The 22,023-nt window shown below is 41.9% G+C and carries 15 protein-coding genes; 6 read left to right on the forward strand and 9 right to left on the reverse strand.

Features of this window, described 5'->3' with window-relative positions; all coding sequences use genetic code 11:
* The first annotated feature begins 30 nt into the window (after nucleotides 1-30).
* The gene (locus U1P77_RS11430; RefSeq protein WP_321155104.1) at nucleotides 31-2,943 is read left to right on the forward strand and encodes a response regulator; all 2,913 of its coding nucleotides are present in this window, start codon (nucleotides 31-33) and stop codon (nucleotides 2,941-2,943) included.
* Between the two features lie 249 nt (nucleotides 2,944-3,192).
* On the opposite strand, the gene U1P77_RS11435 is transcribed toward U1P77_RS11430, so the two are convergent.
* From U1P77_RS11435 to rpmH, 8 genes are all read right to left on the reverse strand, one after another.
* Nucleotides 3,193-3,867, reverse strand: a complete 675-nt coding sequence (locus U1P77_RS11435) for a riboflavin synthase (protein WP_321155105.1) — start codon at nucleotides 3,865-3,867, stop codon at nucleotides 3,193-3,195.
* Nucleotides 3,868-4,440: 573 nt separating this feature from the next.
* Nucleotides 4,441-5,496, reverse strand: coding sequence for a bifunctional diaminohydroxyphosphoribosylaminopyrimidine deaminase/5-amino-6-(5-phosphoribosylamino)uracil reductase RibD (gene ribD / locus U1P77_RS11440; RefSeq protein ID WP_321155106.1), 1,056 nt, complete (start codon nucleotides 5,494-5,496; stop codon nucleotides 4,441-4,443).
* Nucleotides 5,497-5,697: 201 nt separating this feature from the next.
* Nucleotides 5,698-6,165 carry a transcriptional regulator NrdR gene (gene nrdR, locus U1P77_RS11445; protein WP_321155107.1) on the reverse strand — a complete coding sequence of 156 codons (468 nt, stop codon included), beginning with the start codon at nucleotides 6,163-6,165 and terminating at the stop codon, nucleotides 5,698-5,700.
* 154 nt (nucleotides 6,166-6,319) lie between these two features.
* Nucleotides 6,320-7,774, reverse strand: a complete 1,455-nt coding sequence (mnmE, locus tag U1P77_RS11450; RefSeq protein ID WP_321156685.1) for a tRNA uridine-5-carboxymethylaminomethyl(34) synthesis GTPase MnmE — start codon at nucleotides 7,772-7,774, stop codon at nucleotides 6,320-6,322.
* A 210-nt stretch (nucleotides 7,775-7,984) separates the two neighbouring features.
* The gene (yidC, locus tag U1P77_RS11455; RefSeq protein ID WP_321155108.1) at nucleotides 7,985-9,676 is read right to left on the reverse strand and encodes a membrane protein insertase YidC; all 1,692 of its coding nucleotides are present in this window, start codon (nucleotides 9,674-9,676) and stop codon (nucleotides 7,985-7,987) included.
* A 196-nt stretch (nucleotides 9,677-9,872) separates the two neighbouring features.
* Nucleotides 9,873-10,262, reverse strand: a complete 390-nt coding sequence (gene yidD, locus U1P77_RS11460) for a membrane protein insertion efficiency factor YidD (RefSeq protein WP_321155109.1) — start codon at nucleotides 10,260-10,262, stop codon at nucleotides 9,873-9,875.
* Between the two features lies 1 nt (nucleotide 10,263).
* Nucleotides 10,264-10,635 (reverse strand): ribonuclease P protein component, encoded by a 372-nt coding sequence (gene rnpA / locus U1P77_RS11465; protein ID WP_321155110.1) that lies wholly within the window; start codon nucleotides 10,633-10,635, stop codon nucleotides 10,264-10,266.
* 225 nt (nucleotides 10,636-10,860) lie between these two features.
* Nucleotides 10,861-10,995, reverse strand: a complete 135-nt coding sequence (gene rpmH, locus U1P77_RS11470) for a 50S ribosomal protein L34 (protein ID WP_007394757.1) — start codon at nucleotides 10,993-10,995, stop codon at nucleotides 10,861-10,863.
* A 598-nt stretch (nucleotides 10,996-11,593) separates the two neighbouring features.
* Here rpmH and dnaA point away from each other — a divergent pair.
* From dnaA to U1P77_RS11495, 5 genes are all read left to right on the forward strand, one after another.
* Nucleotides 11,594-13,081: a chromosomal replication initiator protein DnaA gene (dnaA, locus tag U1P77_RS11475; RefSeq protein WP_321155111.1), complete on the forward strand. Its 1,488-nt coding sequence runs from the start codon at nucleotides 11,594-11,596 to the stop codon at nucleotides 13,079-13,081.
* A gap of 216 nt (nucleotides 13,082-13,297) precedes the next feature.
* On the forward strand, nucleotides 13,298-14,473 hold the full coding sequence (dnaN, locus tag U1P77_RS11480) for a DNA polymerase III subunit beta (protein WP_201558291.1): 1,176 nt from the start codon (nucleotides 13,298-13,300) through the stop codon (nucleotides 14,471-14,473).
* 126 nt (nucleotides 14,474-14,599) lie between these two features.
* Nucleotides 14,600-15,826 carry a DNA replication/repair protein RecF gene (gene recF / locus U1P77_RS11485; RefSeq protein WP_321155112.1) on the forward strand — a complete coding sequence of 409 codons (1,227 nt, stop codon included), beginning with the start codon at nucleotides 14,600-14,602 and terminating at the stop codon, nucleotides 15,824-15,826.
* A 783-nt stretch (nucleotides 15,827-16,609) separates the two neighbouring features.
* Entirely contained in the window at nucleotides 16,610-19,234 is a 2,625-nt protein-coding gene (gyrB, locus tag U1P77_RS11490; protein ID WP_414479090.1) for a DNA topoisomerase (ATP-hydrolyzing) subunit B, read from the forward strand.
* A 106-nt stretch (nucleotides 19,235-19,340) separates the two neighbouring features.
* A complete protein-coding gene (locus tag U1P77_RS11495; RefSeq protein ID WP_321155114.1) occupies nucleotides 19,341-20,819 on the forward strand; it encodes a DUF6880 family protein in 1,479 nt (492 codons plus the stop codon).
* A 124-nt stretch (nucleotides 20,820-20,943) separates the two neighbouring features.
* Here the strand turns inward: U1P77_RS11495 and rlmF are convergent, their stop codons facing one another.
* On the reverse strand, nucleotides 20,944-21,960 hold the full coding sequence (gene rlmF / locus U1P77_RS11500; RefSeq protein ID WP_321155115.1) for a 23S rRNA (adenine(1618)-N(6))-methyltransferase RlmF: 1,017 nt from the start codon (nucleotides 21,958-21,960) through the stop codon (nucleotides 20,944-20,946).
* Nucleotides 21,961-22,023: the final 63 nt, after the last annotated feature.

A 22,023-nucleotide genomic window follows, 5' to 3' on the forward strand; every position in this document is an offset into this window, starting at 1 on the left:
TTTGTTATACCGATATAGGATCATGCATCCATGCAACAGTTTCAGTCTCTACAACGCTTGCTGTTCTTTTATACCCTGACGCTAATAATCATGTTGTCGTTATACTATGTGGTGATGTTTCTTGACCTCAAAACGCACAGTAAGCAGCATACGCTAAGTATCTTTAATTCTTTACAGTATGAGCTTATTGAGCAGGCTGAACCCACCGATGCGGACATTGAGAAAATATTACAGAAGCCTATTTTTCAAGATATCAGTTATCAGCTGGTTTTTATGCTGCCGTCTGGTCAGACTTACGTCCATCGTTATACCCGTCCTCATGAGGCTGAATTTACTACCGTTAACTTCCCTACCCTTGCTTCGCCGTTCGTCAATAGTAATAGCGCCTATACCCTTAATAACAGTGCTTTAGCAGGCACTATCAAGCTTGAAAGTGGTCATCAAGTATACACGGTACTGCGCCATCAACCGCCTGAAATAAATTGGATCTTTTATCGTTTTTGGCTGCCATTAATGACGGCGATTATACTCTTTATCATCGCACTACTTTACATGCTCAACCGTCGTACCAATTGGGAACAGCTGTTACTCTATACCGATAACTTGAACAGCGCTGCGAAAAAGGCTTACACACCGCCACCATTTATTGAAAAAAAAACGACCGCTGATTTTTTACGCTTAGGGCATGCCCTTAGTCGTATCAGTTATCAGCTACATAATAATAATCGACGCAGTAAAACGCTCAACCATCGGCTTGAGCGCTTGGTCGATCAGGCACCGCTACCTATGCTGATGGTAATGCGTCACGGGCAGGTCAGCTTTTTTAATCAGCGTTTCGAGCAAGTATTTGCCACCTCATTCCAGCCTAATGCAAATTATCAACTGACTGACTTTGTCACTGGTAACGATGAATCGACCCAACTCCTGCTACAGGAACTATCCACCCAGCGTGTCACCCGTACGCTATTGGTCTACGGCATAGCGAACAAGCAAGCCTATCAGCTACATATCACTCCTTGGTTCGGCGAGCATGGACAAGTTCATGGCTTTACCGTGCTCCTCAATAATGTCAACGATTTTGTCAATCAGACTGAGATCTTACAACAACAAAACCAGCAGCTACAACGACAGCTTAGCGAATTTAGCCAGCTTAGATCTGTCATTGGTCACGAGCTACGCCCACCGTTAGATGCCATTATTGGCATACTTGAACAGATAGATACTAAGACTTTAACGGCTGAGCGGCATGAAGTACTGACCACGTTAACGCAGTCTAGTCACTCTATGCTAGCGATGCTCAATGACATGCTAGATATAGCAAATATAGAGGCAGGAAAAACTCATATTATTAATGAGCCTGTAGATATTTTTAAACTGGGACAACATGTTAGTCATTTAATGACAGACAATACACGTCGGCAAGGACTTGAGTTACTGTATTTTTTTGCACCCGATTGTCCACGCTATATCGATACGGATAGCACTCGTTTGCGTCAAATCTTACTTAATTTATTAGATAGCGCCATACAATTTACTACCTCAGGTTATGTCGCACTTGTCATCGAACCTGTTACCATTAAAAATCGGACACAAACACAGGAACAAAAAGAGGAAGGCGGATCAACGTTTGGCGCTCATGATATCAAAGCTCATAATGTCAAAAAAGACAACCCGCAACATTGGGTTCGCTTTAGCATACAAGATACAGGAATAGGTATAGTGCCTGCTAGGCAACAGCAGTTGCTTGATTATTTTAATAAAACCAATAACCAAACCAGCCAGCAATTCGCTGATATCGGACTGGCCTTGGCTACTTCTAATAGTTTCGCTCAGTTATTAGGCGGATTTATTGAGCTTGACAGTACCTTTGATAACAACCGCTCTAATGAAGTTAGCACCTTTATGCTCTACCTACCCTGTCGCCGTCCCAGTTATCAACCGGTATATCATTTCAATACTAACTTGACTCACATTCACCTTATCGCGGTCGTCGACCAAACACTTTTCGCCACCAATCTGCGACGTCTGTGTCACTATTTATCAATACCTGCCACTATTTATACTGCTGTAGACATAGCGAGCAGTCAACAGCTAACCAACCAGCTGGCGCAAAACATACAAACGCTGGCGCCTATATTACTTTTAGATTATGAATATTATGAGATCAGTACTATAGCGTTATCTGAGGACTCAGAAGATAGCAATAGTAGGATAACTCCTAAAGAAATGAGTCATAACGAAGCAAACCATACAGAAGCAAACCATACAGAAGTAAATCATAAAAAAACAAACTATAAAAGTACAAGCGACAAAGCAGCGACTAATACTAACGTCCGGGAAGTGTTAGACAGTCTATTGAACCGCTCATCGTTACCCAAGATACTCCTTAGCATGAAGCCTGAGCGCAGTATACCTTCTACGCTACTGGCTCAGTTTGACGGTTTTTTAAGCAAACCCTTAGATAGCGCCTTATTGCTATCCGAGCTGCTGCGCCTAACACAACCAATAACACAGAAAAAAAACAATAAAGGTGCTGAATCAGCAACAGCGCTAAACAATCCTATAGAAGAAGTATTAGCACCGCTGATTTTAGTAGTAGAAGATAGCCCAACCAATCAAAAAATTACCTGCAAATTATTAAGTAAATTGGGCTATCGCAGTATGGTGGCAGAAGATGGTCAGCAAGCTTTAGATCAGCTACAAGTTCAGCGCCAAGAAATTGCACTAATCTTAATGGACTGCCGAATGCCCGTTATGGATGGCCTGCAGGCCACCCAAGCTATTCGCGCACAAGGGGATGACATTCCTATCGTGGCGCTCACTGCGAACAATACTGAACAGGATCGTGAAGATTGTTTTGCGGTAGGAATGGATGAGTTTTTATCCAAACCTATTGATAAAAATAAACTACAAGCCGTTTTACAACACCTAATTAAAGCTTAATAGACAGCTTAAAGCCTATCTATAGTCAGTAATAAATAAGATAGGTACACACTTAATTCCGCATAACTGATAAAAAATTTTCTAGCTTGCTGTATGACTGCGTCACTTCAGAGGCTTCGAAAATTTCCCCCAGCCATACTGTGTCTGTTTTAAAGTAACTCAACCATACTAACAATCTACCCGTATTAATAAGGGCTATTATGCCAGCGGTCTTATTCACTACTCTATAAAACTTTTTATTTTATAAAGTTACTTCATAAAGCCGTTATCTGCTAAAAAATCCTCAGTAATAGGGCTTTGCAGGCTGGGCGCATTCATGGTTCCGGTTTGCGATTTATTTAATAGACGCTCTAAGTAGCGTGCCACAATATCTACCTCAATATTGACCTTGCTACCTAACAGCCAATGCTTGGCAATATTGGTAACCTGCGCCGTATGCGGAATGATATTCAAACAGACGATATTGTCCCGTACCAGATTGGTCGTCAGACTGATGCCATCAAGCGTGATAGATCCCTTAGTCGCCGTATAATGCGCCAACTCTTGCGGTAATTCGATTTCGATATAAATAGAGCGCGCATCTTTTTCAAGCTTACTCACGACGCCGACCCCATCAACGTGTCCAGCGACAATGTGCCCACCAAAGCGGGTGGTCGGTAGCATGGCTTTTTCTAAATTGACCACATGACCTGATTTTAAGTCCTCTAGTGCAGTACGGGCAATAGTTTCACGTGAAACATCAACAGCATAATAATTACTACCCAAATCCACTACGGTCAAACAAATACCATTTGAAGCAATAGAATCGCCTAATGACACATCGCTGAAGTCCAAATCATCAGATTCAATTACCAAGCGAATATCACCACCAACTGGCTGCATGGCTTTAACTTTACCCACACTTTCGATAATTCCTGTAAACATATGACCCTCTTTTTCTTGTTTAGTGATAACTATCAACATTTTATAACTGATTATTTGTGTTAACTGCTTATTAGCATAGCACTACATTCGTATATCAATAACAAAATCTATCAATCATGACTATTGGCTATCCTAGCAATCTACTGTTGCTAAATTATTTAACTGAGTGAAGTACTATACTCAATTGGATTTTATGGCACTTTTCGTATAATAAGTAGAATATTTAAGATAAGCTGTGGATAACTAAGCATTATCTGCACTCTTTCACCTTAGGAACCCTTGTTTCAATAAAGTTATCCACAAGCTATCCACTTATTAGTACATAAAGAACTAGATATAGGGATATCTCGTTAAAGTAATGATTAATAAAGGATTATCCCGAAAGCACTTCAATTATTAGCCATTTATAAGTTTCATGTGAAACGTAGTTATGAAAAGTTATACACAGTTTCATGTGAAACCTCATTTGAAGCCCCCTAAAATGACCTAGTTATCCACATTTATTACAGAAACTGAAAACACTTTGGATAACTAAACACTTATACACAGATGATTTTTATATTTTAAAAGTCTTTAGAGTGGCAGCAAAGTAAGTTTTAGGTCAGTACCCACTTGCTCATGGCTATGATAGTCAAAGCGCAACTGCTGCGCTAAAGATAGCGGATTAAAATCAACCATTGCTCGTGCTTGCGCACCCAATAGACAAGGCGCTTGATAAACAATAAGCTCATCTACCAGCTGTTGGCTTAAAAAGCTCCCCGCAACAGCAGCACCCGCTTCTATCAATACATCATAACAATGATGCTCGCTTACCAAAGATTTTAGCAGCGCCATCAAATTATCCTCACGCCAATAAAGCGTATCGGCACGCCGGCACAGTTGATAATCGGATTGTAAATCATGGGCTAAGCGTGCGCGTCTATCGAGTACCACCACTATAGGGCCAGGCACTTGCTCAGGGGATACAGTTAACTGCGTAGAACGCACATTTAGCTGTGGATTGTCTGCTATAACCGTTGCGCTGCCAGTAATAATAGCGCCACTTTGCGCACGCAGCTTTTGTACATCTTCGCGCGCAGCCGCTGAGGTAATCCACTTTGACTCCCCTGTCGCCATCGCAGTACGACCATCAAGGCTGGTGGCAATCTTGAGCCGTACATAAGGCATTTGCGTGCGCATAGCCTTCAAAAACCCTTGATTTAATGCTTCCGCTTGAGCGTTTAAGGTTCCCACTGTAACCGCAATGCCAGCCTGCTCTAATAAACGAACCCCGCGACCAGCCACTTGTGGATTAGGATCAAGACCTGCAATCACCACGCGCGTGATACCTACATCAATGAGTGCACGAGCGCAAGGCGGCGTTCGCCCCGTATGACTACAGGGCTCCAAGGTTACATAGGCCGTCGCACCCGCTGCTTGCGTTCCTGCATCTTTGAGTGCGAACACTTCGGCATGCGGCTGCCCCGCTTGCGGATGAAACCCTTGTCCCACTATCTCTCCTGCTTTTACTAGCACACAGCCTACTGCTGGATTAGGCCGCGTAGTATATAAACCGTGCTTCGCTTGCTCAATAGCGAGCATCATAAAATAGCGGTCTTGAGCATCTTGGGCGTGATTTAATGTTGGCATAAAGGGAGTACACTTAATAAAAAAGTAGATAATGATGGCTATAGTTAACCCAATTTAGAAACGGCGCAACGTTACTGGGCTACTGGAATGAATTTTTTGCAGGCTCGAAGCACGCTTGCGAACAGTACGCCAGAAAAATTTATACCAGTGGCACGTTGCTACAAGTAACTCTCTTTTATATTGAATCGACTCTATATATCGTTAATCGTCACTTTTCTCTGATGGACGAATATTAGCAATTTCTTGATGAAAGGCATCGATATCTTGAAAGTCACGATAGACACTGGCAAAGCGGACATAGGCGACATCATCAAGGGTTTTTAGCTCACTCATGATGATTTCACCCAGCACTTTGCTGCTAATCTCGCGCTCGCCCATTTGCCTTACCCTCTTCTCAATACGGCTAATCATCGCCTCTTGCTCATCAATAGTGATCGGGCGTTTTTGTAGCGGTAGTAGGATAGAGCGGCGCAGTTTTTCATTATCGTAAGGCTCGATTTTGCCACTTGATTTGATAATCCGTGGCATGACCACTTCTACCATCTCAAAGGTGGTAAATCGCTCTTGGCAGCCGCTGCAAAGTCGTCGCCGGCGTACTTGTGCACCTTCAGCGGCCAGACGTGAGTCAATAACTTTTGTCTCTGACGCATTACAATAAGGGCAATGCATACCATTTTCCTTGTGTTCACACTGAGAGCTGTGGTGATAACAGTAGAGGGAATTCTTTAGATGCTTTCTTTTGAATACTTATTTTCAATAGTTTCTTTAAAATGATTTCTTTTAAATACTTTTTTTTAAATACTTTGTTAGCAGGTTTAGCCCATTATTTACCAATACAAAAACTACCAAAAATCTTGCCTAATAAGTCATCTGCGCTAAATTCACCGGTAATCTCACCTAAGCTAATTTGCGCTTGGCGTAAGCTTTCAGCCACTAACTCCCCTGCGCTAAACACTGTTAATTGCTCATGTGCCTCTGCTAGATAATCAGCGGTTCGCCTTAATGCATCTAAGTGGCGTGTACGTGCAATCAAGCTATTCTCAGGGGGGTGAAATCCTACCTTAGCACATAAAGCCTCAATTAAATTTTCGATACCAGCACCTGTTTCACATGAAACAGGCACTTGCTCATATCTCTGATTTTTCATCTGAGTTTGAGAGGTAGCAGTGATATTGTTGGCTATATTACTATTCAAGTTGTCGCTCAATAAGTCGCTTTTATTGGCAATAATCAATAAACGCTTAGCCTCTGGCAACTCGCCAAATAGCTGTTCTGCTAGCTGTAGGGGTGTGCCATTGTCCTCGATATCACGAGTAACATCATAGACCATTATTAATATATCGGCCTGTTTAATAGCAGTGTGGGCACGCTCGATACCGATACGCTCTACGGTGTCTTCCGTATCACGCAAGCCTGCAGTATCCGTTAAATGTAGCGTTAAACCATTCAATACTACCGTTTCTTGCAATGTATCTCGGGTAGTACCTGCCACTTCGGTGACGATAGCTCGCTCTTGACCTGCTAGACGGTTGAGCAAACTAGATTTACCCGCATTAGGTCTCCCTGCTAATACCACGTGAATGCCGTCGCGTAATAGCTGACCTTGTTTGGCAGTTGCTAATACTTGATCAATTTGTGCTTGGGTCTGCTCAAGCTTATTCTGAATCACCCCATCTGATAAAAAGTCCACGTCCTCTTCATCGGGGAAGTCAATCGCCGCCTCAACATGCAAACGCAGATGGATTAGCTGCTCTAGTAACTGATTAATCTTTTGCGAAAACTCACCGCTTAATGAGCGTATGGCGCTACTGGCAGCGGCGGCGCTGGTCGCATCAATAGCATCAGCAATAGCTTCTGCTTGTACCAAGTCTAATTTATCATTATCAAAAGCGCGATAAGAGAACTCTCCAGCACCAGCTTGCCGCGCGCCTAACTCAAAGACTCGCGCTAGCAACTGACTCTGTAATATCGTACCGCCATGACCCTGCAACTCAATCACATCCTCACCAGTGAATGAATGCGGCGCTTTAAAATACAGTACCAAACCTTCATCAATGACCGTACCATCCGCCTGATAAAAACGGCAGAAGCTGGCCAATCGAGGCGTGAAAGCCGACTTACCCGTTAGCTGACAAGCAATAGCATATGCCTTTGCCCCTGACAGACGAATAATACCTACCCCACCACGGCCCAGCGGCGTTGCAATAGCGGCAATCGTGGCTGGTCCAGAGGAACTAGATAGTTCAGATATATCAGCTGGCGGTGACGACGTTGCGATAGAATCCACACTTACTCTCAATAGCTAAAACTCCATTATAGACGGCTCAGACTGGCCTGACAAAGCAAACTTTATATAACGGTATTTGGCATTTTTATACTTAAGTTTGATAACTATAAAACGGTAAAATATTGCGTAAAAAAACCACCGCTTAAGCGATGGTTTTTTTGATCATTAACCTAATTAGCTATTAATCAATTAGACAATCAATTAGTCAAGAACCTTAACAGTACGCAGCTTCTGTTCCTCTTGAACTTTTTTATTGACGATATATTGATGGGTCATACTAAACAAGTTATTCACCGTCCAGTACAATACCAGACCTGCAGGGAAGAACAGCATGAAAGCGGTAAAGATAATCGGTAAAAACTTCATTACTTTTGCTTGCATGGGATCAGTTGGCTGCGGGTTTAGCTGCTGCTGAACAAACATAGAAGCGCCCATTAGCAGTGGCAAAATAAACCAAGGATCCATCGCTGACAAATCCTGAATCCATAATATCCATGGGGCATGGCGTAATTCGACACTTTCAACCAGTACCCAATACAAGGCTAAAAAGATAGGCATTTGCATTAGAATAGGCAAACAACCCGCCATTGGATTGACCTTTTCTTCCTTGTAGATACCCATCATTTCTTGCGACATCTTCATCTTATCGCTGCCGTGCTCTTCTTTAAGCGCTGCTAAACGCGGTGCAATAGCACGCATCTTCGCCATCGAATAGTAGCTCTTATTAGAGAACCACATCAAGGCAAATTTAACTAAAACTGTCAAACCAATGATTGACCAGCCCCAGTTGCCAATGATGTTATGAATACCATCAAGTATCGCAAATAGTATTTTTGAGATTGGCCATAATAGACCATAATCGACTGTCTGATTCAGACCAACAGCGACGTCTTTGAGCTCAGCCTGTACTTTTGGCCCTGCGTATAGCGTCGCATTCAACGTTGCTTGCTTATTCATTGCAACATTAATAGGCTGACTATTAAAACCAATAAAGTATTCATCGCCGGTTTCACGGCTAAAGAATTGACCGGTAAAGTTATCAGGTGCCCATGCGGATACAAAGTAATGCTGCACGATACCGACCCAACCTTTATCACTGGTTGCGGTCAACTCACCATCACTAAAGTCATCAAACTTCAGCTTATTATAAGGATCATCAGGTGTCCCCCAAGCGCCACCTAAATAGGTCGCCATACTCAGCGCGCCTTTGCCGGACATGCCCGGGTCTTCACTGTCATCACGCTTTAATTGCGCAAATAACTGTCCTTGCCATGGCTGCGTAGACGCGTTCTGAATTTGATAGCTGACATCAATAGGGTACTTATCATGGGTAAAGGTAAAGGTCTTAGTAATCGTAACGCCATTTTTTTTATAAGTCAGCGGTACTGATAACGTTTGCTGACCCTCTTTCATGACGTAGTTATTAGCAGTATGACTGTAATTGGCGCGACCTTCCGCAGTATCAATACCGTCTTTACCAATCAAACCAGACTGAGCCACATAGACACGATTGCTATCATTCTCTAGCAATACAAAAGGCTCATCACCATCGAGCTTCGCGTCATACTGCTTAAGGGCAGCATAGACAACATCGCCGCCTTCTGGATTGATTTTAATATCATAGCGATTGGTCGTTACCGTGATGAGACCGGCATCTTTAGCCGATGCAGTCGGAGCGGTTACTGCCAAGCCAGCATCAGTAGGTAGCGTTTGTACCGGAATGTCACCTGCTGCACCAGTAGTAGATGGAATATCAGCACCTACCGAGGTTGCAGTTTGTGGCACTGCGTCCACAGCGGGCGCATCAGCATAATCATCTCGCCATGCCAAAATCAGCAGATAAGCGGTGATTAACATCGCAACGATGATCATCACCCGAAATATCTTTTGCATAAACATATCCTAGAGTGAAAAATTTGAGCGTATGCCATGACCAAAACCCAGTAGTAGCCTTTATGGGGCGCCACCACACTAGAAGTCATTGACATAAAATGCTCATCATTTTACTAAAAAACCACCTTAAATGATACCAATAGTATAGATAAGCTGGTAAGCAGTCTAAAGCACTAAAACAGCGTTGAAGTTATTGTTATCTCATAAGATAATTTAAGCGAGCACCATAGCTACTATCATCACGATAGACAAAGTTATGCCTAGGTGTTGCAACAGTGGGTGTGTTCGCATGAGAGCAAGGCAAAGTAAAGGGTAAATAATGATAAGCATAAGTTGCAAGAGGTAACGGTACAAAGTCTATGCCATGCCCACCCCATGGCTGACAGCGACCAATACGTTTTAACAGTAACCAACTGCCCACCCAAACCCCATGCCATGCTAATGCCTGTTTGCCGTAATTTGAGCATGTTGGATAATATCGACAGCGAGCAGGCGTTATAGGGCTTATTACTTTTTGATAAATAAGTATAAAACAATAAAATAATTTATAAAAAAAATTATTTATAAATTTAATTAAAAAATACATTTTAATTTTTTTCTATTTTTTTAAAAATATTGTTTATCTGGTTATTTAATTCTTTCTTATCAAGATCTTTTATAGATCTTTTAATAATAAAGACAATATCTTTATTTTCTAGCTTATAAGCTTGCCCACGAAATTGCTCCCGTATTTTTCGCTTAATTAAATTACGAGTAACGGCAGTAGGTACTTTACGTTTGGTAATAGCCATACCTATACGTGGTTGATCGTGCGTATTAGAGCGTACAAAGGCCATCAAATGACTTTGATGTAGCTTACGCTCAGGTGCATCAAACACCTCACGAAAGGCCGCTGGGGTGAGCAGACGCTGCTCTTTAGTAAAACAAGCAGCAGGTATAACTGAGACGGTATTGGGCATAGTACAACCTAAAATAAGAGCTAATGGCAGTTATAAAATAAAGAGATAGAATGAGCGATACAAAATGCAGCGACAAAAAAAGCGCCAATGCGGGCGCTTTTAATATATGGCTATGTGTAAGTTGTGGTCAATAGCTAGCGTGATTCATAAATACGTGATCTATAAATAATAGACACACAACAGGTATCATGAGCCATGGTCATCGTATATTACCGATTAATTAGATTATACGGTAAGACGATGACGGCCTTTAGCGCGGCGACGTGCTAAGACTTGACGGCCTTTCTTAGTAGCCATACGAGCACGGAAACCGTGAGTACGCTTACGTTTGATCACGCTTGGTTGGAATGTACGTTTCATAACTCACCTATCAAAATAATGGACTAAATTCGTAATAGCGAAGGATTATATCATTTTAGAAAATTTTCGTCAATCTACTAATCCTCTTTACTAAATATTTTTTACTAATGTCTGTGGAGAATCAAAACCACTGAGCTAAGTTTCAGGTTATTATTATGAATTATACTTCACTGTAAAAAATGGAATTAGAGTGTTTTTTTATTGTAGTTTACAAAGTTATCCACAGAAAAATCCGTGTTCTATAATAATTAAAGATTAATATATATAAGTATTGTTGTTATTGGGAGGCATAATATCTGTGGTTAAGTCACTTTTATCCTTTGTTATCAAAAGACTACACTAGGGGTAACCCTGTGGACAACCTGTGGGTGAAATATGGATAACTTTGTATTATGACTTATCCACAAAACTATCCACAGCCTTATCCACAAAAAATAAGATGTTATCCACAGGCGTTTATGTTAGATTGGCATCCAGCGCAAATAACCGTTTTGTGCCTTTAATTTTGGGCGGCTCGTAGACTCTATGCTGGTTATTATAGGGATGACATGAGTGCTCAAATAGTTGAATTACTTTGGTTATGAGGTTAGTATTTTCCATGATAGACACTGCTACACTTTGGGATAAATGCTTAGATGACTTACGCTATCATGTCAAAGATAACGTATTCACTATGTGGTTGAGACCCCTGTCGGCACATCAAGAAGCACAAACACTAGTCATTCGCGCCCCTAATGATTATTTTGTCTCTTACATCAAAAAAAATCATTTGCATGACATTCAGGAATTGGTAGCTAAGCACAGCCAAGGTAGCATTGAAGAGGTCATCGTCCGAGTTGATAATGCCAATCATAGTGATAACACCAGTTATGAGACCGAAGATAATGAGTCTCAAACACCAGGCTCTTTATTCAGTGAGGATGGCCTCTCCCCTCCCCTAGGGTCTCAAGCATCAAAAGCTAATAACAAGAATGTAGATAGCCATTCAAATAATAACTTAAACAATCATGCAGACAGCGACGGCAATATGCAGCACGCTGCGCTTGTTGAGGCCGCCGATGCCAAGTCGTTAAGCTATCTGAACCCTGATTTTACCTTCGAAACTTTTGTTACTGGTAAATCTAATAACCTTGCCTATAAGGCCTGTTATGAGTTAAGTAAGCGTCAGTCAAAAAATCGTCACAATCCTCTATTTATATACGGACCTTCTGGTTTGGGAAAAACGCATTTAATGCATTCGGTAGCGCATCGCTATTTAAAAAATAATAGGAGTTTTTATTATTTCACTTCTGAAAAATTTATTAATCAATTAGTATATTCATTAAGAAACAATAAAATAGAAGATTTTAAAAAGAAAATAAAAAAAGTAGATTTATTAATTGTTGATGATATTCATGTATTGGCCGGTAAAACTAAAAGTAGCAATGAATTCTTAACATTATTTGCTGATTTTACCAGTGGTGATAAGCAACTTATTTTAGCTTCTGACCGTCATCCTTCACAAATGACTGAGTTTGATGAACGCTTTCGCTCGCGTTTTTCTTGGGGTTTAACGGTAGCCGTTGATCCACCTGAGATTGATACACGTGTGCAGATATTACAGAAAAAAGCAGCTTGGTATGGGATGACGTTACCCAAAGACTGCGCGCTATTTATTGCTCAAAATGTGGTCTCTAATGTCAGACGTTTGGAGGGCGCGTTAAATCAGGTATTTGCTAACGCTAACTTAACGGGTGCGCCGATCACGCTTGAAATGGTGCAATATGCGTTAAAAGATATTGTAGCCATGCGTGTACAAGCCGTTAATATGGATAATATCCGTAAAGTGGTCGCTGAATATTACGATGTAAGCGTTAAAGATTTAATGGGTCGCAAACGTACACGCAGTATTGCCCGCCCGCGCCAGATCGCTATGGCATTATCGCGCGAGCTCACTGGTGATAGTTATCCAGATATCGGACAGTCATTTGGGGGTCGCGATCATACAACGGTGATGCATGGCTGTGACAAGGTGGCGCAACTGCGAGCGGCAGACCCTGCTTTTGATAAGGATTACAAGTCGTTAGCGATGATGCTACAAGCATAATAGAGGTCAGTATTACTAGTGTGTTTTAGCCCGTAAATATGGTTTATAATGGTTCAAAACAAAACGTGGTTGCTTATAAACATCGTCTTGTTAGTAATTATATTAACTGTCACTTTATATGCTTATATCTATATAACTAAGAGTCGCTAATTTAGCTTAAAGACATTGAAATAAAACTCAGTAAAATAATAGTCATTCAAATAAGAGTAACTCAGCATGCAATTATCGATTAATCGAGAGTCGTTACTAAAAGCCATTAATTTAATCGCCAAGGCTGCCGATAAACGCCATAACATGGTTATCTTAGGCAATATCAAGCTGCAGCTGTCTGAATCTGAGCTGATATTAACCGCTTCTGACTTAGAAGTAGAGCTGACGTCAACTCTTAAATTAACTGCGGGCGCTTGTATTGAGCCCGGTACGACTACCTTACCGGCGATGAAACTAAAAGATATTTGCAAGTCATTACCTGGTCAAGCACAGGTCAATCTTGCGACCCAAGAAAACGAGCGCTGTCTACTCACTAGTGGCAAAAGCCGCTTTACGTTGGGGACGCTACCAAGCGAGGACTACCCAAGTTTGGGCAATCCTGAAAATATTACGCCACTTACTATCAGCCGTAGCCGTCTAACTGACTTAATACATAAGACTCAGTTTGCGATGGCAATTCAAGATGTGCGTTATTATTTAACCGGTATGCTGTTTGATGTCTCGCAGCAGCAGCTAACGACTGTTGCTACCGACGGTCATAGATTGGCCTTAGCTCGTAGTGTCATTGATGTTAGCGCGGATCTAAATATGCAGGCTATCTTACCGCGCAAAGCGGTGATTGAGCTTGAGCGTTTAACCACTGAGTTGGGCAAAATGCTCAGCGATCAAGACAACGCGGTGACGTTAAGCTTCGGTCGTGAGTTTTTGCAAGTGAGCTTACCGTTTGGCGATGTGGATAGCACAGGACAAGTCAGCCAAGATTTAATGGTGACGTTCACTGCGCGTCTTATTGATGGTAAATTTCCTGACTATCGTCGTGTTATGCCTAGCAGTACCGATAAATTAGCGTTATTTAATCAAGAAAAAATGACTGATGTACTGCGCCGTGTGGCTATTTTAAGTAATGAGAAGTCTCGCGGTGTGGTATTTAATTTCGCCAGCGACGGTATGGTGGAAGTACGCGCTAACAATGCTGAACAAGATGAAGCGGTTGAGATGATACAAGCCAAGTATGAAGGTGAGCCGATGGAGCTGTCGTTTAATGCCGCTTATCTACAAGACGTGCTTGGCGTTATCCAAGGTGATCTACAGATGCATATGAGCCAATCCAATGCCTCAGTACTGGTCAATCAGCTTAATGATGACTTACATCAGTATGTGATTATGCCAATGCGCATATAGTGATTAGTATTTATTACCAAATCTACTTAACTGAGCTATCTAAATGAGTTACTAAGCCAGTTCCATTTAATTACCGCAACTTATTCATACGATGATAGGCAATATAAACGGGCGGTTATAAGTATTATGATTGAACGTCTACAAGTCTCGCATCTGCGTAACCTTAGTCAAGTTAACCTACAGACGGCCGCCTGTAATGTCATTATTGGCGCCAACGGTAGTGGTAAAACCTCGCTGCTGGAAGCAATATTCTTACTGTCGCGCGGTAAAAGCTTCCGTCATAGTCAGCCCAAACGCTACGTCCAACATCATCAGCCAGCAGCAATAGTACATGCTGAGCTTACCGATGGTAGTACCTTAGCCATTCAAAAACAAACTGATGCGACGACCGTTCTACGTCTGAATCAAACCACTGTTTATAATCAGAGCATCTTAACGGAGCAGCTGCCAACGCTATTGATAGACCCATCAACGATGGATATGCTAGAGCAGGGCAGTGCCAGTCGTCGGCAGTTACTAGACTGGTTAGTGTTTCACATGAAACAAGGCTTCCATCCGCAATGGGTGGCTTATCAACGCTTATTAAAGCAGCGTAATAGTCTGCTTAAACAAACCAAGCATCTATCTCAGAGCCAGCATGCAGAGCTAAAAGCATGGGATAAGGGGCTAGCCAGTCATGCCGCGCTCATTCACCATTACCGCGTGCGTATTTTTGAGGCATGGCAGCCTTATTTTGAAGAAAGTATTCAGCAACTGTTACCGTCTTATGCCCAGCAGCTGAGCTTAAGCTATAATGCCGGTTATGATGCTAGTATTCCTCTTGATGAACAGCTAGCAGAGCGCTTAACACAAGATTTGCAATTGGGTTATACCCGTATCGGCAGCCACCGTGCTGATATTCATGTCCATTGGCGTTCTGAAAATAATAGCCAATCCGTGACTGATACCGCGATGGAAAAAGAGTCTCCCTCTGATAAAGTCGTTAAGCTACCCACAATAAAAGAACAAGCAGCAAATATACTGTCTCGCGGTGAAAAAAAACTGTTGATAACCGCGTTGCGTTTGTCGCAATTACCTTTGCTACTTAGTAGCTCAGAGCTACTCAATAGTACAGAGGGAGCAGGTGCTGCACAAATTTCTAATCATGCCAATGCCACCCCTGTGGTCTTGCTCGATGACATCACCGCAGAGTTAGATGATAGGGCTATAGATATTCTATTATCAACTTTAGCGCAACTGCCTTGTCAGGTCATAATGACCAGTTTGACTGCTGATGTTTTACCGCTTATTGATAAATACTGGTCAACATCAAACGTGTTTCACGTGAAACATGGCGTACTTTCACCTTATTAATAATTGCTTATCTATTTTTATCCTTATTCTAGTGTCTTTATTCTAATTTCTTAATCCTATTACCTTTATTAACCCTATAGTCAGTTCACAATAGAAAAGAGTCGTGTATAGCAACGTGCTACTGGTATAAATTTTTCTTGCGTGCGGTTCGCAAGCGGGACAGAGGCTGCAAAACGTTTGTTACAGTAGCATCCCAGTAGCACTGTATCGTTTTAAATTGAATCGACTATATCTAATATTTTTTCTATATCGGCTATATTTGCCGTTATCCATACTTACATTTGCAGTTATTTTCTGTAGATTCTCACAATCATGACTTACTGCATCGGTAGGGATAAAACAGCCAGTAAACAGTGACTTAGAGGCAAAAAAATGCTAAAATAGGGCTTTATTTTTGTCCTATTTTCAGCAAATTATCTGATAGCTTTACATCGTTTGTTATTGATGGCTATAAAGCGCTAAGTGATTGATAATTCGTGGTTTTATTTGATAACCATCCCTTCAATAATGTTTAGAACAAAACGAAGCCTGTGGTTGGTTTAATAATTTAACGGTTTTCATCTTTTATACGCTGCCACTAGGTTTTAATTGAACTGTTTTAATTAAATGTTTCTAACTGAATCTTTTTGATTAAAACGTTTAACGCGAATAAGTTAAGTCTCAGATAATGTCATGATAGGTCACCGTAGTGGTGAGCTGATGATAAATAGCTGATTATAGCTAGATTAAGGAATGCACATGAGTGAGTCATTACCTACTGATAATGAACAGATGACGTCAGATATTGCTGTTCAGACCATCGCCCCTGATGTTGTTACTGAAAGCAACCAGTCCGATTATAGCTCCAAAGATATCCGCGTATTGCGTGGGCTAGAAGCGGTGCGCGTGCGTCCTGGGATGTATATTGGTGATACCGATGATGGTACTGGTCTACATCATATGGTTTTTGAGGTGGTAGATAACTCTATCGATGAGGCGCTCGCCGGTCACTGTGACAGAATTGATATCATTATTCATGAAGATGAGTCAGTGAGTGTTAGTGATAATGGTCGCGGCGTGCCTGTAGATATCCATCCAGAAGAAGGCGTATCAGCCGCGCAGGTCATCATGACCGTACTGCATGCCGGTGGTAAGTTTGATGACAACAGTTATAAAGTTTCAGGCGGCCTGCATGGTGTGGGGGTCTCTGTAGTCAATGCCTTGTCTAAAAAGCTTGAGATGAACATCTGGCGTGAAGGGTCTCACTATCAGCAAACTTACAGTGATGGCGTACCAGATGCCGATATTCAGCAAATGGAAGCCACCGACAAGACAGGTACCCAAATCCGCTTTTATCCCAGCACTGATGTATTCACGGGTACTGTTTTTGAGTATGATATTTTGGCCAAGCGTTTACGCGAGTTGTCGTTTTTAAACTCAGGTGTACGTATTATCTTGACTGATGAGCGTATTGATAAGCGTCATGAGTTTGAGCATAAAGGTGGCCTGTCTGAATTTGTCAGCTATATCAATGCTGGCAAAGATGGCGTCAATGATGTGTTCCATTTTATCAGTAACCAAGATGACGGTATCAGTGTCGAAGTGGCGTTACAGTGGACGGATACTTACAACGAAAAAGTCCTTTGTTTTACCAATAATATTCCACAGCGCGATGGTGGAGCCCATTTATCCGGCTTCCGCTCAGCATTGACGCGTTGTCTAAATACTTATATGGACCGCGAAAATTTATTTAAAAAAGAAAAAGTCGTCGCCACAGGTGATGATGCGAGAGAAGGCCTAACGGCGATTGTATCGGTTAAAGTGCCTGATCCAAAATTCTCTAGCCAAACCAAAGATAAATTAGTGTCAAGTGAAGTGAAACCAGCTGTTGAATCAGCAATGCATGATAAATTTAACGATTATCTGCAAGAGAACCCAAGTGCGGGTAAAGCTATCGCGTTTAAAATTATCGATGCTGCTCGTGCACGTGATGCTGCTCGTAAAGCGCGTGAGATGACCCGCCGTAAAACCACCTTAGATATTGCAGGTCTGCCAGGTAAACTTGCCGATTGCCAAGAAAAAAATCCGGCATTATCGGAGCTTTATATTGTGGAAGGGGACTCTGCTGGTGGTTCAGCCAAGCAAGGTCGTAGCCGTAAAACCCAGGCAATTTTGCCGTTGAAAGGTAAAATTCTCAACGTTGAGCGTGCTCGCTTTGATAAGATGCTATCTTCAGCCGAAGTTGGTAACCTTATTACTGCGCTTGGTTGCGGTATCGGTCCTGATGAATACAACCCTGATAAAGTACGCTATCATAAAATCATCATCATGACCGATGCGGACGTTGATGGGTCGCATATTAGAACCTTGCTATTGACCTTCTTTTTCCGTCAAACGCCTGAGTTGATTGAGCGTGGCTATATTTATATCGCTCAGCCGCCGCTATATAAAGTCAAAAAAGGCCGTCAAGAGTTGTATCTAAAAGACGATGAAGCATTGAAAGCCTATTTGTTATCGTCAACTATTGATAATACTAAGCTACATATCAATGATGAGGCGCCTGCGATTACGGGTCAAGCACTTGAGACTCTGCTGAACGACTATAACCAAACCCAGCTGATCAAAGCGCGTTTGCAAATTCGTTATCCTGCGGTGCTGTTAGATGCGTTAACTCATACGCCGAAGCTGAGCACTGACATGACTTACGATTTGTCTGCGATGCAAGCATGGAAAGACACGCTACAGTCTCAGCTTGATCACTTCGGTAGTGAGTTATATCCTGAGATTGAACTGGTTAATATCCATGCACCTACACCTAAGGTAATGGATGCCGTAACCGCAGATTTGCTCGGTATGAAGCCGCAACCAGAGCTTTTAGTAGAAGCCGAAGCTGATACTGATGCTGATGCTGAAACAGGATCTGAAAATGAGACGGCAGCGGCAGAAAATAGCGAAATGCTATCGACTAAAGCACAGTGGTTACCACGCATAACCGTTTATGTGCATCAGTTGGCGCATCATTATCTGCTTGACGCTAGCTTTATCAACTCGGGTGAATATTCGCGTCTATTGCGCTTATCAAGTGAGTGGAATACCTTATTAGAAGAGGGTGCCTTTATCCGCCGCGAAGCTACGTCAGGAACTAGTAAAGACATTCCAGTACGTGACTTTGACTATCTATGGCAACAAATGATGTTAGAAGCGCGTCGTGGTCTCTCGGTTCAACGCTATAAAGGGCTAGGCGAGATGAATGCCGATCAGCTTTGGGATACCACTATGGATCCTGAAAATCGCCGCATGTTACGCGTCACAATCGAAGATGCTATCGCCGCCGACCATATGTTTACCTGTCTAATGGGTGATCATGTCGAGCCGCGTCGTATCTTTATCGAAGAAAATGCACTGACAGTGTCTAACTTGGATATTTAATATTTGAAATTCATCTACTAATTCTATAAAGTCATCTTGTTAGCAGGGTGACTTTTTTGTTTCACATGAAACATTATAATAATAAAATATCAGTAGGAAGGATATCATGTTAAATTCAGAACAAAAGCAGCTTTTAGCGCAATTATCAAACACAACGCTAGTTAACTTTGTAGCTGATATATATGGTATGGACAAGATATTAGATAAAAAAATTGAGCGTCTGCTGCTTCAGTCAGATAAACCTAAGCTTATAAAAAAATTGACCACAACGCTAAAAGGTCTCAAAAGACGGCGTAAATTTATTGATTATTGGGAGTCCAGTGAATTTGCCACTGAGCTTCATCATTTAGCCAGCGATGTCATGAGCCTTTATCCTGAACAGCCAAGTAAATGTTTAGAATTAATAGAGTTGTTTATCGAATCGACCAATAGCAGTCTGGAGCGTTGTGATGATTCTAATGGTGAGGTCGGTGGTATATACAATGACTTAGCACAATCTTGGTTAACGGTTGCTAGTACTTGCTATAAGCAAGAAAAAAGCAGTTTGCCTATTGATGAGCAAGATATACTAAGCCAAGCATGGCAAGAAAAAGTAAAAGCCATGATTAGTGATAATGACTACGGCACTAAAGATGACATATTGTTGGGGGTTAATCAGCTTTTATCAGAGTCTGAGATACGTGGTTTAATTATTGATTATCAGCAGTATTACGACGACTTGCTTGTTAAAAATGCGCTCAAGGATAAGGCGAGTAATCAGAAGAAGCTTGTTTACGATGTTGATTACACGATTAATTATGAAAAAATGAAGACTGAGATTGCCCTTAAATATCTAGCACAAGCGCTGGGCGATGTCGGATTGTTTGAAAAAATTTACCGTAGTATTTATCCTGAGAAACCACTACACCCTCATCAATTAGAAGGATTGCTTACGTTTTTGATAAATCACGAAGCTTATGATGTGGCTGAATGCTATTTGCATGAGGAGTGGCAGAGTAAGAATTTGCAAGAGCAAGTAAAACGGTTGGACTGGTTGAGTAAAATCTATAACAGACAAGATAATATTAAGGCGCTAATAGAAGTACTAGGCGAAGCCTTTGAGTTACAATCGTCTCCCATGCGCTTAAAGTCGATCATGGCCATTGCTAGTCCCGCTGAGCAAGCTAAATGGCGAAAAAAGGCTTATGAATTGGCAGGGCAGCAAGAAAGCATTGTGATGGCGACCTCACTATTACTAGAGATTGGAGAGACCGAACTGGCAAATGAAATAGCCGTTACGCGTCATAGCGAGTTCGCAGATTTACATTATACAACCCTGACTCAGTTGCTTAAAGAATTACCAGAGGCCACTTATTTGATCCAAGTAATTATTTATCGTAGCTTGCTCAACGATATCTTGGCTAGTGGCCGTAGCAAAGCCTATGGTCACGGGGCTCGCTATTATAAGAGATTACAGCAAATTGACGAAACGCTAGTAGCTAAACAAATTGATTATCAAAGCCTGCTTGCGCATAGTATTTATGCTGAAGGCCTACAAGATAGCCATGGCAAAAAGCGTAGTTTTTGGGAACGAGTAAATGAGTGAAGTGCTATTAATAAAGGCCAAGCAATTAAAAGATACTTCTACTCTAAATAAAAAAACACCGCTTTGAATATCAAAGCGGTGTTTTTGTTTCACGTGAAACTTTCGTTATTAATAACTACATTTACTATTCTTCGTCAGTATCAAAACGCCACGCCAATATACGGGTATTTTTTTGTCCCTGACTCATCTCAATGATGCGCATTTGTGCGACATCAAGCTGCTTTAATAATAGCTGTAACGGTTTAATGTTTTCAGATTTTGATACCAAAGTGGTAAACCAACCGACATGCTCTGCGAAGTTTTGACTCTCTTTAGCAAACTTAGTCAAAAAGGCAATCTCGCCACCCTCACTCCATAATTCTTTATGCTGACCACCAAAGTTTAGATTCTGTACGGCATCGCCAGATTTGGACGAGCTTTGATTTACTTTGTCATTCTTAGCACGGTGCTTCTGTAGATTGTTCTGCTTACGGCTATTGGATTCCATGGCTTCTTCAAGAGAAGCGTGAAATGGCGGGTTGCAGACCACCACATCAAAATAATCTTGGCGACCGATAATATTAGCAAAAATGCGCTTAGGCTCAGGTTGTAGTTTTACTTTGACCGCGCCTTTTAGCTTGGGGTTGGTTTCACAAATGAGCGCAGCCGTATTAACCGAAATGGGATCAATATCGGTGGCGGTAAAGCGCCAGCCATAACTTTGGCTACCAACAATAGGGTAAATGGCACTGGCACCAGTACCAATATCTAGGGCATGGATTTGCTTGCCTGTTGGTGGGGTATTGTCTTCATTAATATGCGTAGTTTGCGCGAGCAGATCCGCAATATAGTGAATATAATCCGCACGTCCCGGAATTGGCGGACACAAATAACCTGCTGGAATGTCCCAAAACTTGACACCATAATAATGAGCTAGCAGTGCCTGATTGAGCACGCGCACGGCTTGATGGTCAGAGAAATTAATGGTTGGCTCGCCATTAGGGTTGGTAATGGTATGCTCCGCAAGTTCAGGCAATGCGCGAGTTAATACGGCAAAATCGTAGCGACCTTGATGGGGATTGCGCGGATGCAGCTTGCCTAATTTTTGAATTGAAGCTGGGGATCTGTTTCTGTGATTACTGGTGATGGGTCTACTGGTCATAGTGTCGGGCTTACGATGTGTGGATATAATCCGCCATTTTAGCAGATTTTGTGGCTAACTAAT

The organism is Psychrobacter sp. LV10R520-6, assembly GCF_900182925.1.
Taxonomy (GTDB): domain Bacteria; phylum Pseudomonadota; class Gammaproteobacteria; order Pseudomonadales; family Moraxellaceae; genus Psychrobacter.

Bases quoted from the DNA above. Each gene is read 5' to 3' on its own strand.
- rlmF (WP_321155115.1), bottom strand. From the start codon at position 21,960: ATGACCAGTAGACCCATCACCAGTAATCACAGAAACAGATCCCCAGCT.
- rnpA (WP_321155110.1), bottom strand. From the start codon at position 10,635: ATGCCCAATACCGTCTCAGTTATACCTGCTGCTTGTTTTACTAAAGAG.
- recF (WP_321155112.1), top strand. From the start codon at position 14,600: ATGATTGAACGTCTACAAGTCTCGCATCTGCGTAACCTTAGTCAAGTT.
- dnaA (WP_321155111.1), top strand. From the start codon at position 11,594: ATGATAGACACTGCTACACTTTGGGATAAATGCTTAGATGACTTACGC.
- nrdR (WP_321155107.1), bottom strand. From the start codon at position 6,165: ATGCATTGCCCTTATTGTAATGCGTCAGAGACAAAAGTTATTGACTCA.
- dnaN (WP_201558291.1), top strand. From the start codon at position 13,298: ATGCAATTATCGATTAATCGAGAGTCGTTACTAAAAGCCATTAATTTA.
- U1P77_RS11430 (WP_321155104.1), top strand. From the start codon at position 31: ATGCAACAGTTTCAGTCTCTACAACGCTTGCTGTTCTTTTATACCCTG.
- rpmH (WP_007394757.1), bottom strand. From the start codon at position 10,995: ATGAAACGTACATTCCAACCAAGCGTGATCAAACGTAAGCGTACTCAC.
- U1P77_RS11495 (WP_321155114.1), top strand. From the start codon at position 19,341: ATGTTAAATTCAGAACAAAAGCAGCTTTTAGCGCAATTATCAAACACA.
- ribD (WP_321155106.1), bottom strand. From the start codon at position 5,496: ATGCCAACATTAAATCACGCCCAAGATGCTCAAGACCGCTATTTTATG.
- yidD (WP_321155109.1), bottom strand. From the start codon at position 10,262: ATGTATTTTTTAATTAAATTTATAAATAATTTTTTTTATAAATTATTT.
- yidC (WP_321155108.1), bottom strand. From the start codon at position 9,676: ATGCAAAAGATATTTCGGGTGATGATCATCGTTGCGATGTTAATCACC.
- U1P77_RS11435 (WP_321155105.1), bottom strand. From the start codon at position 3,867: ATGTTTACAGGAATTATCGAAAGTGTGGGTAAAGTTAAAGCCATGCAG.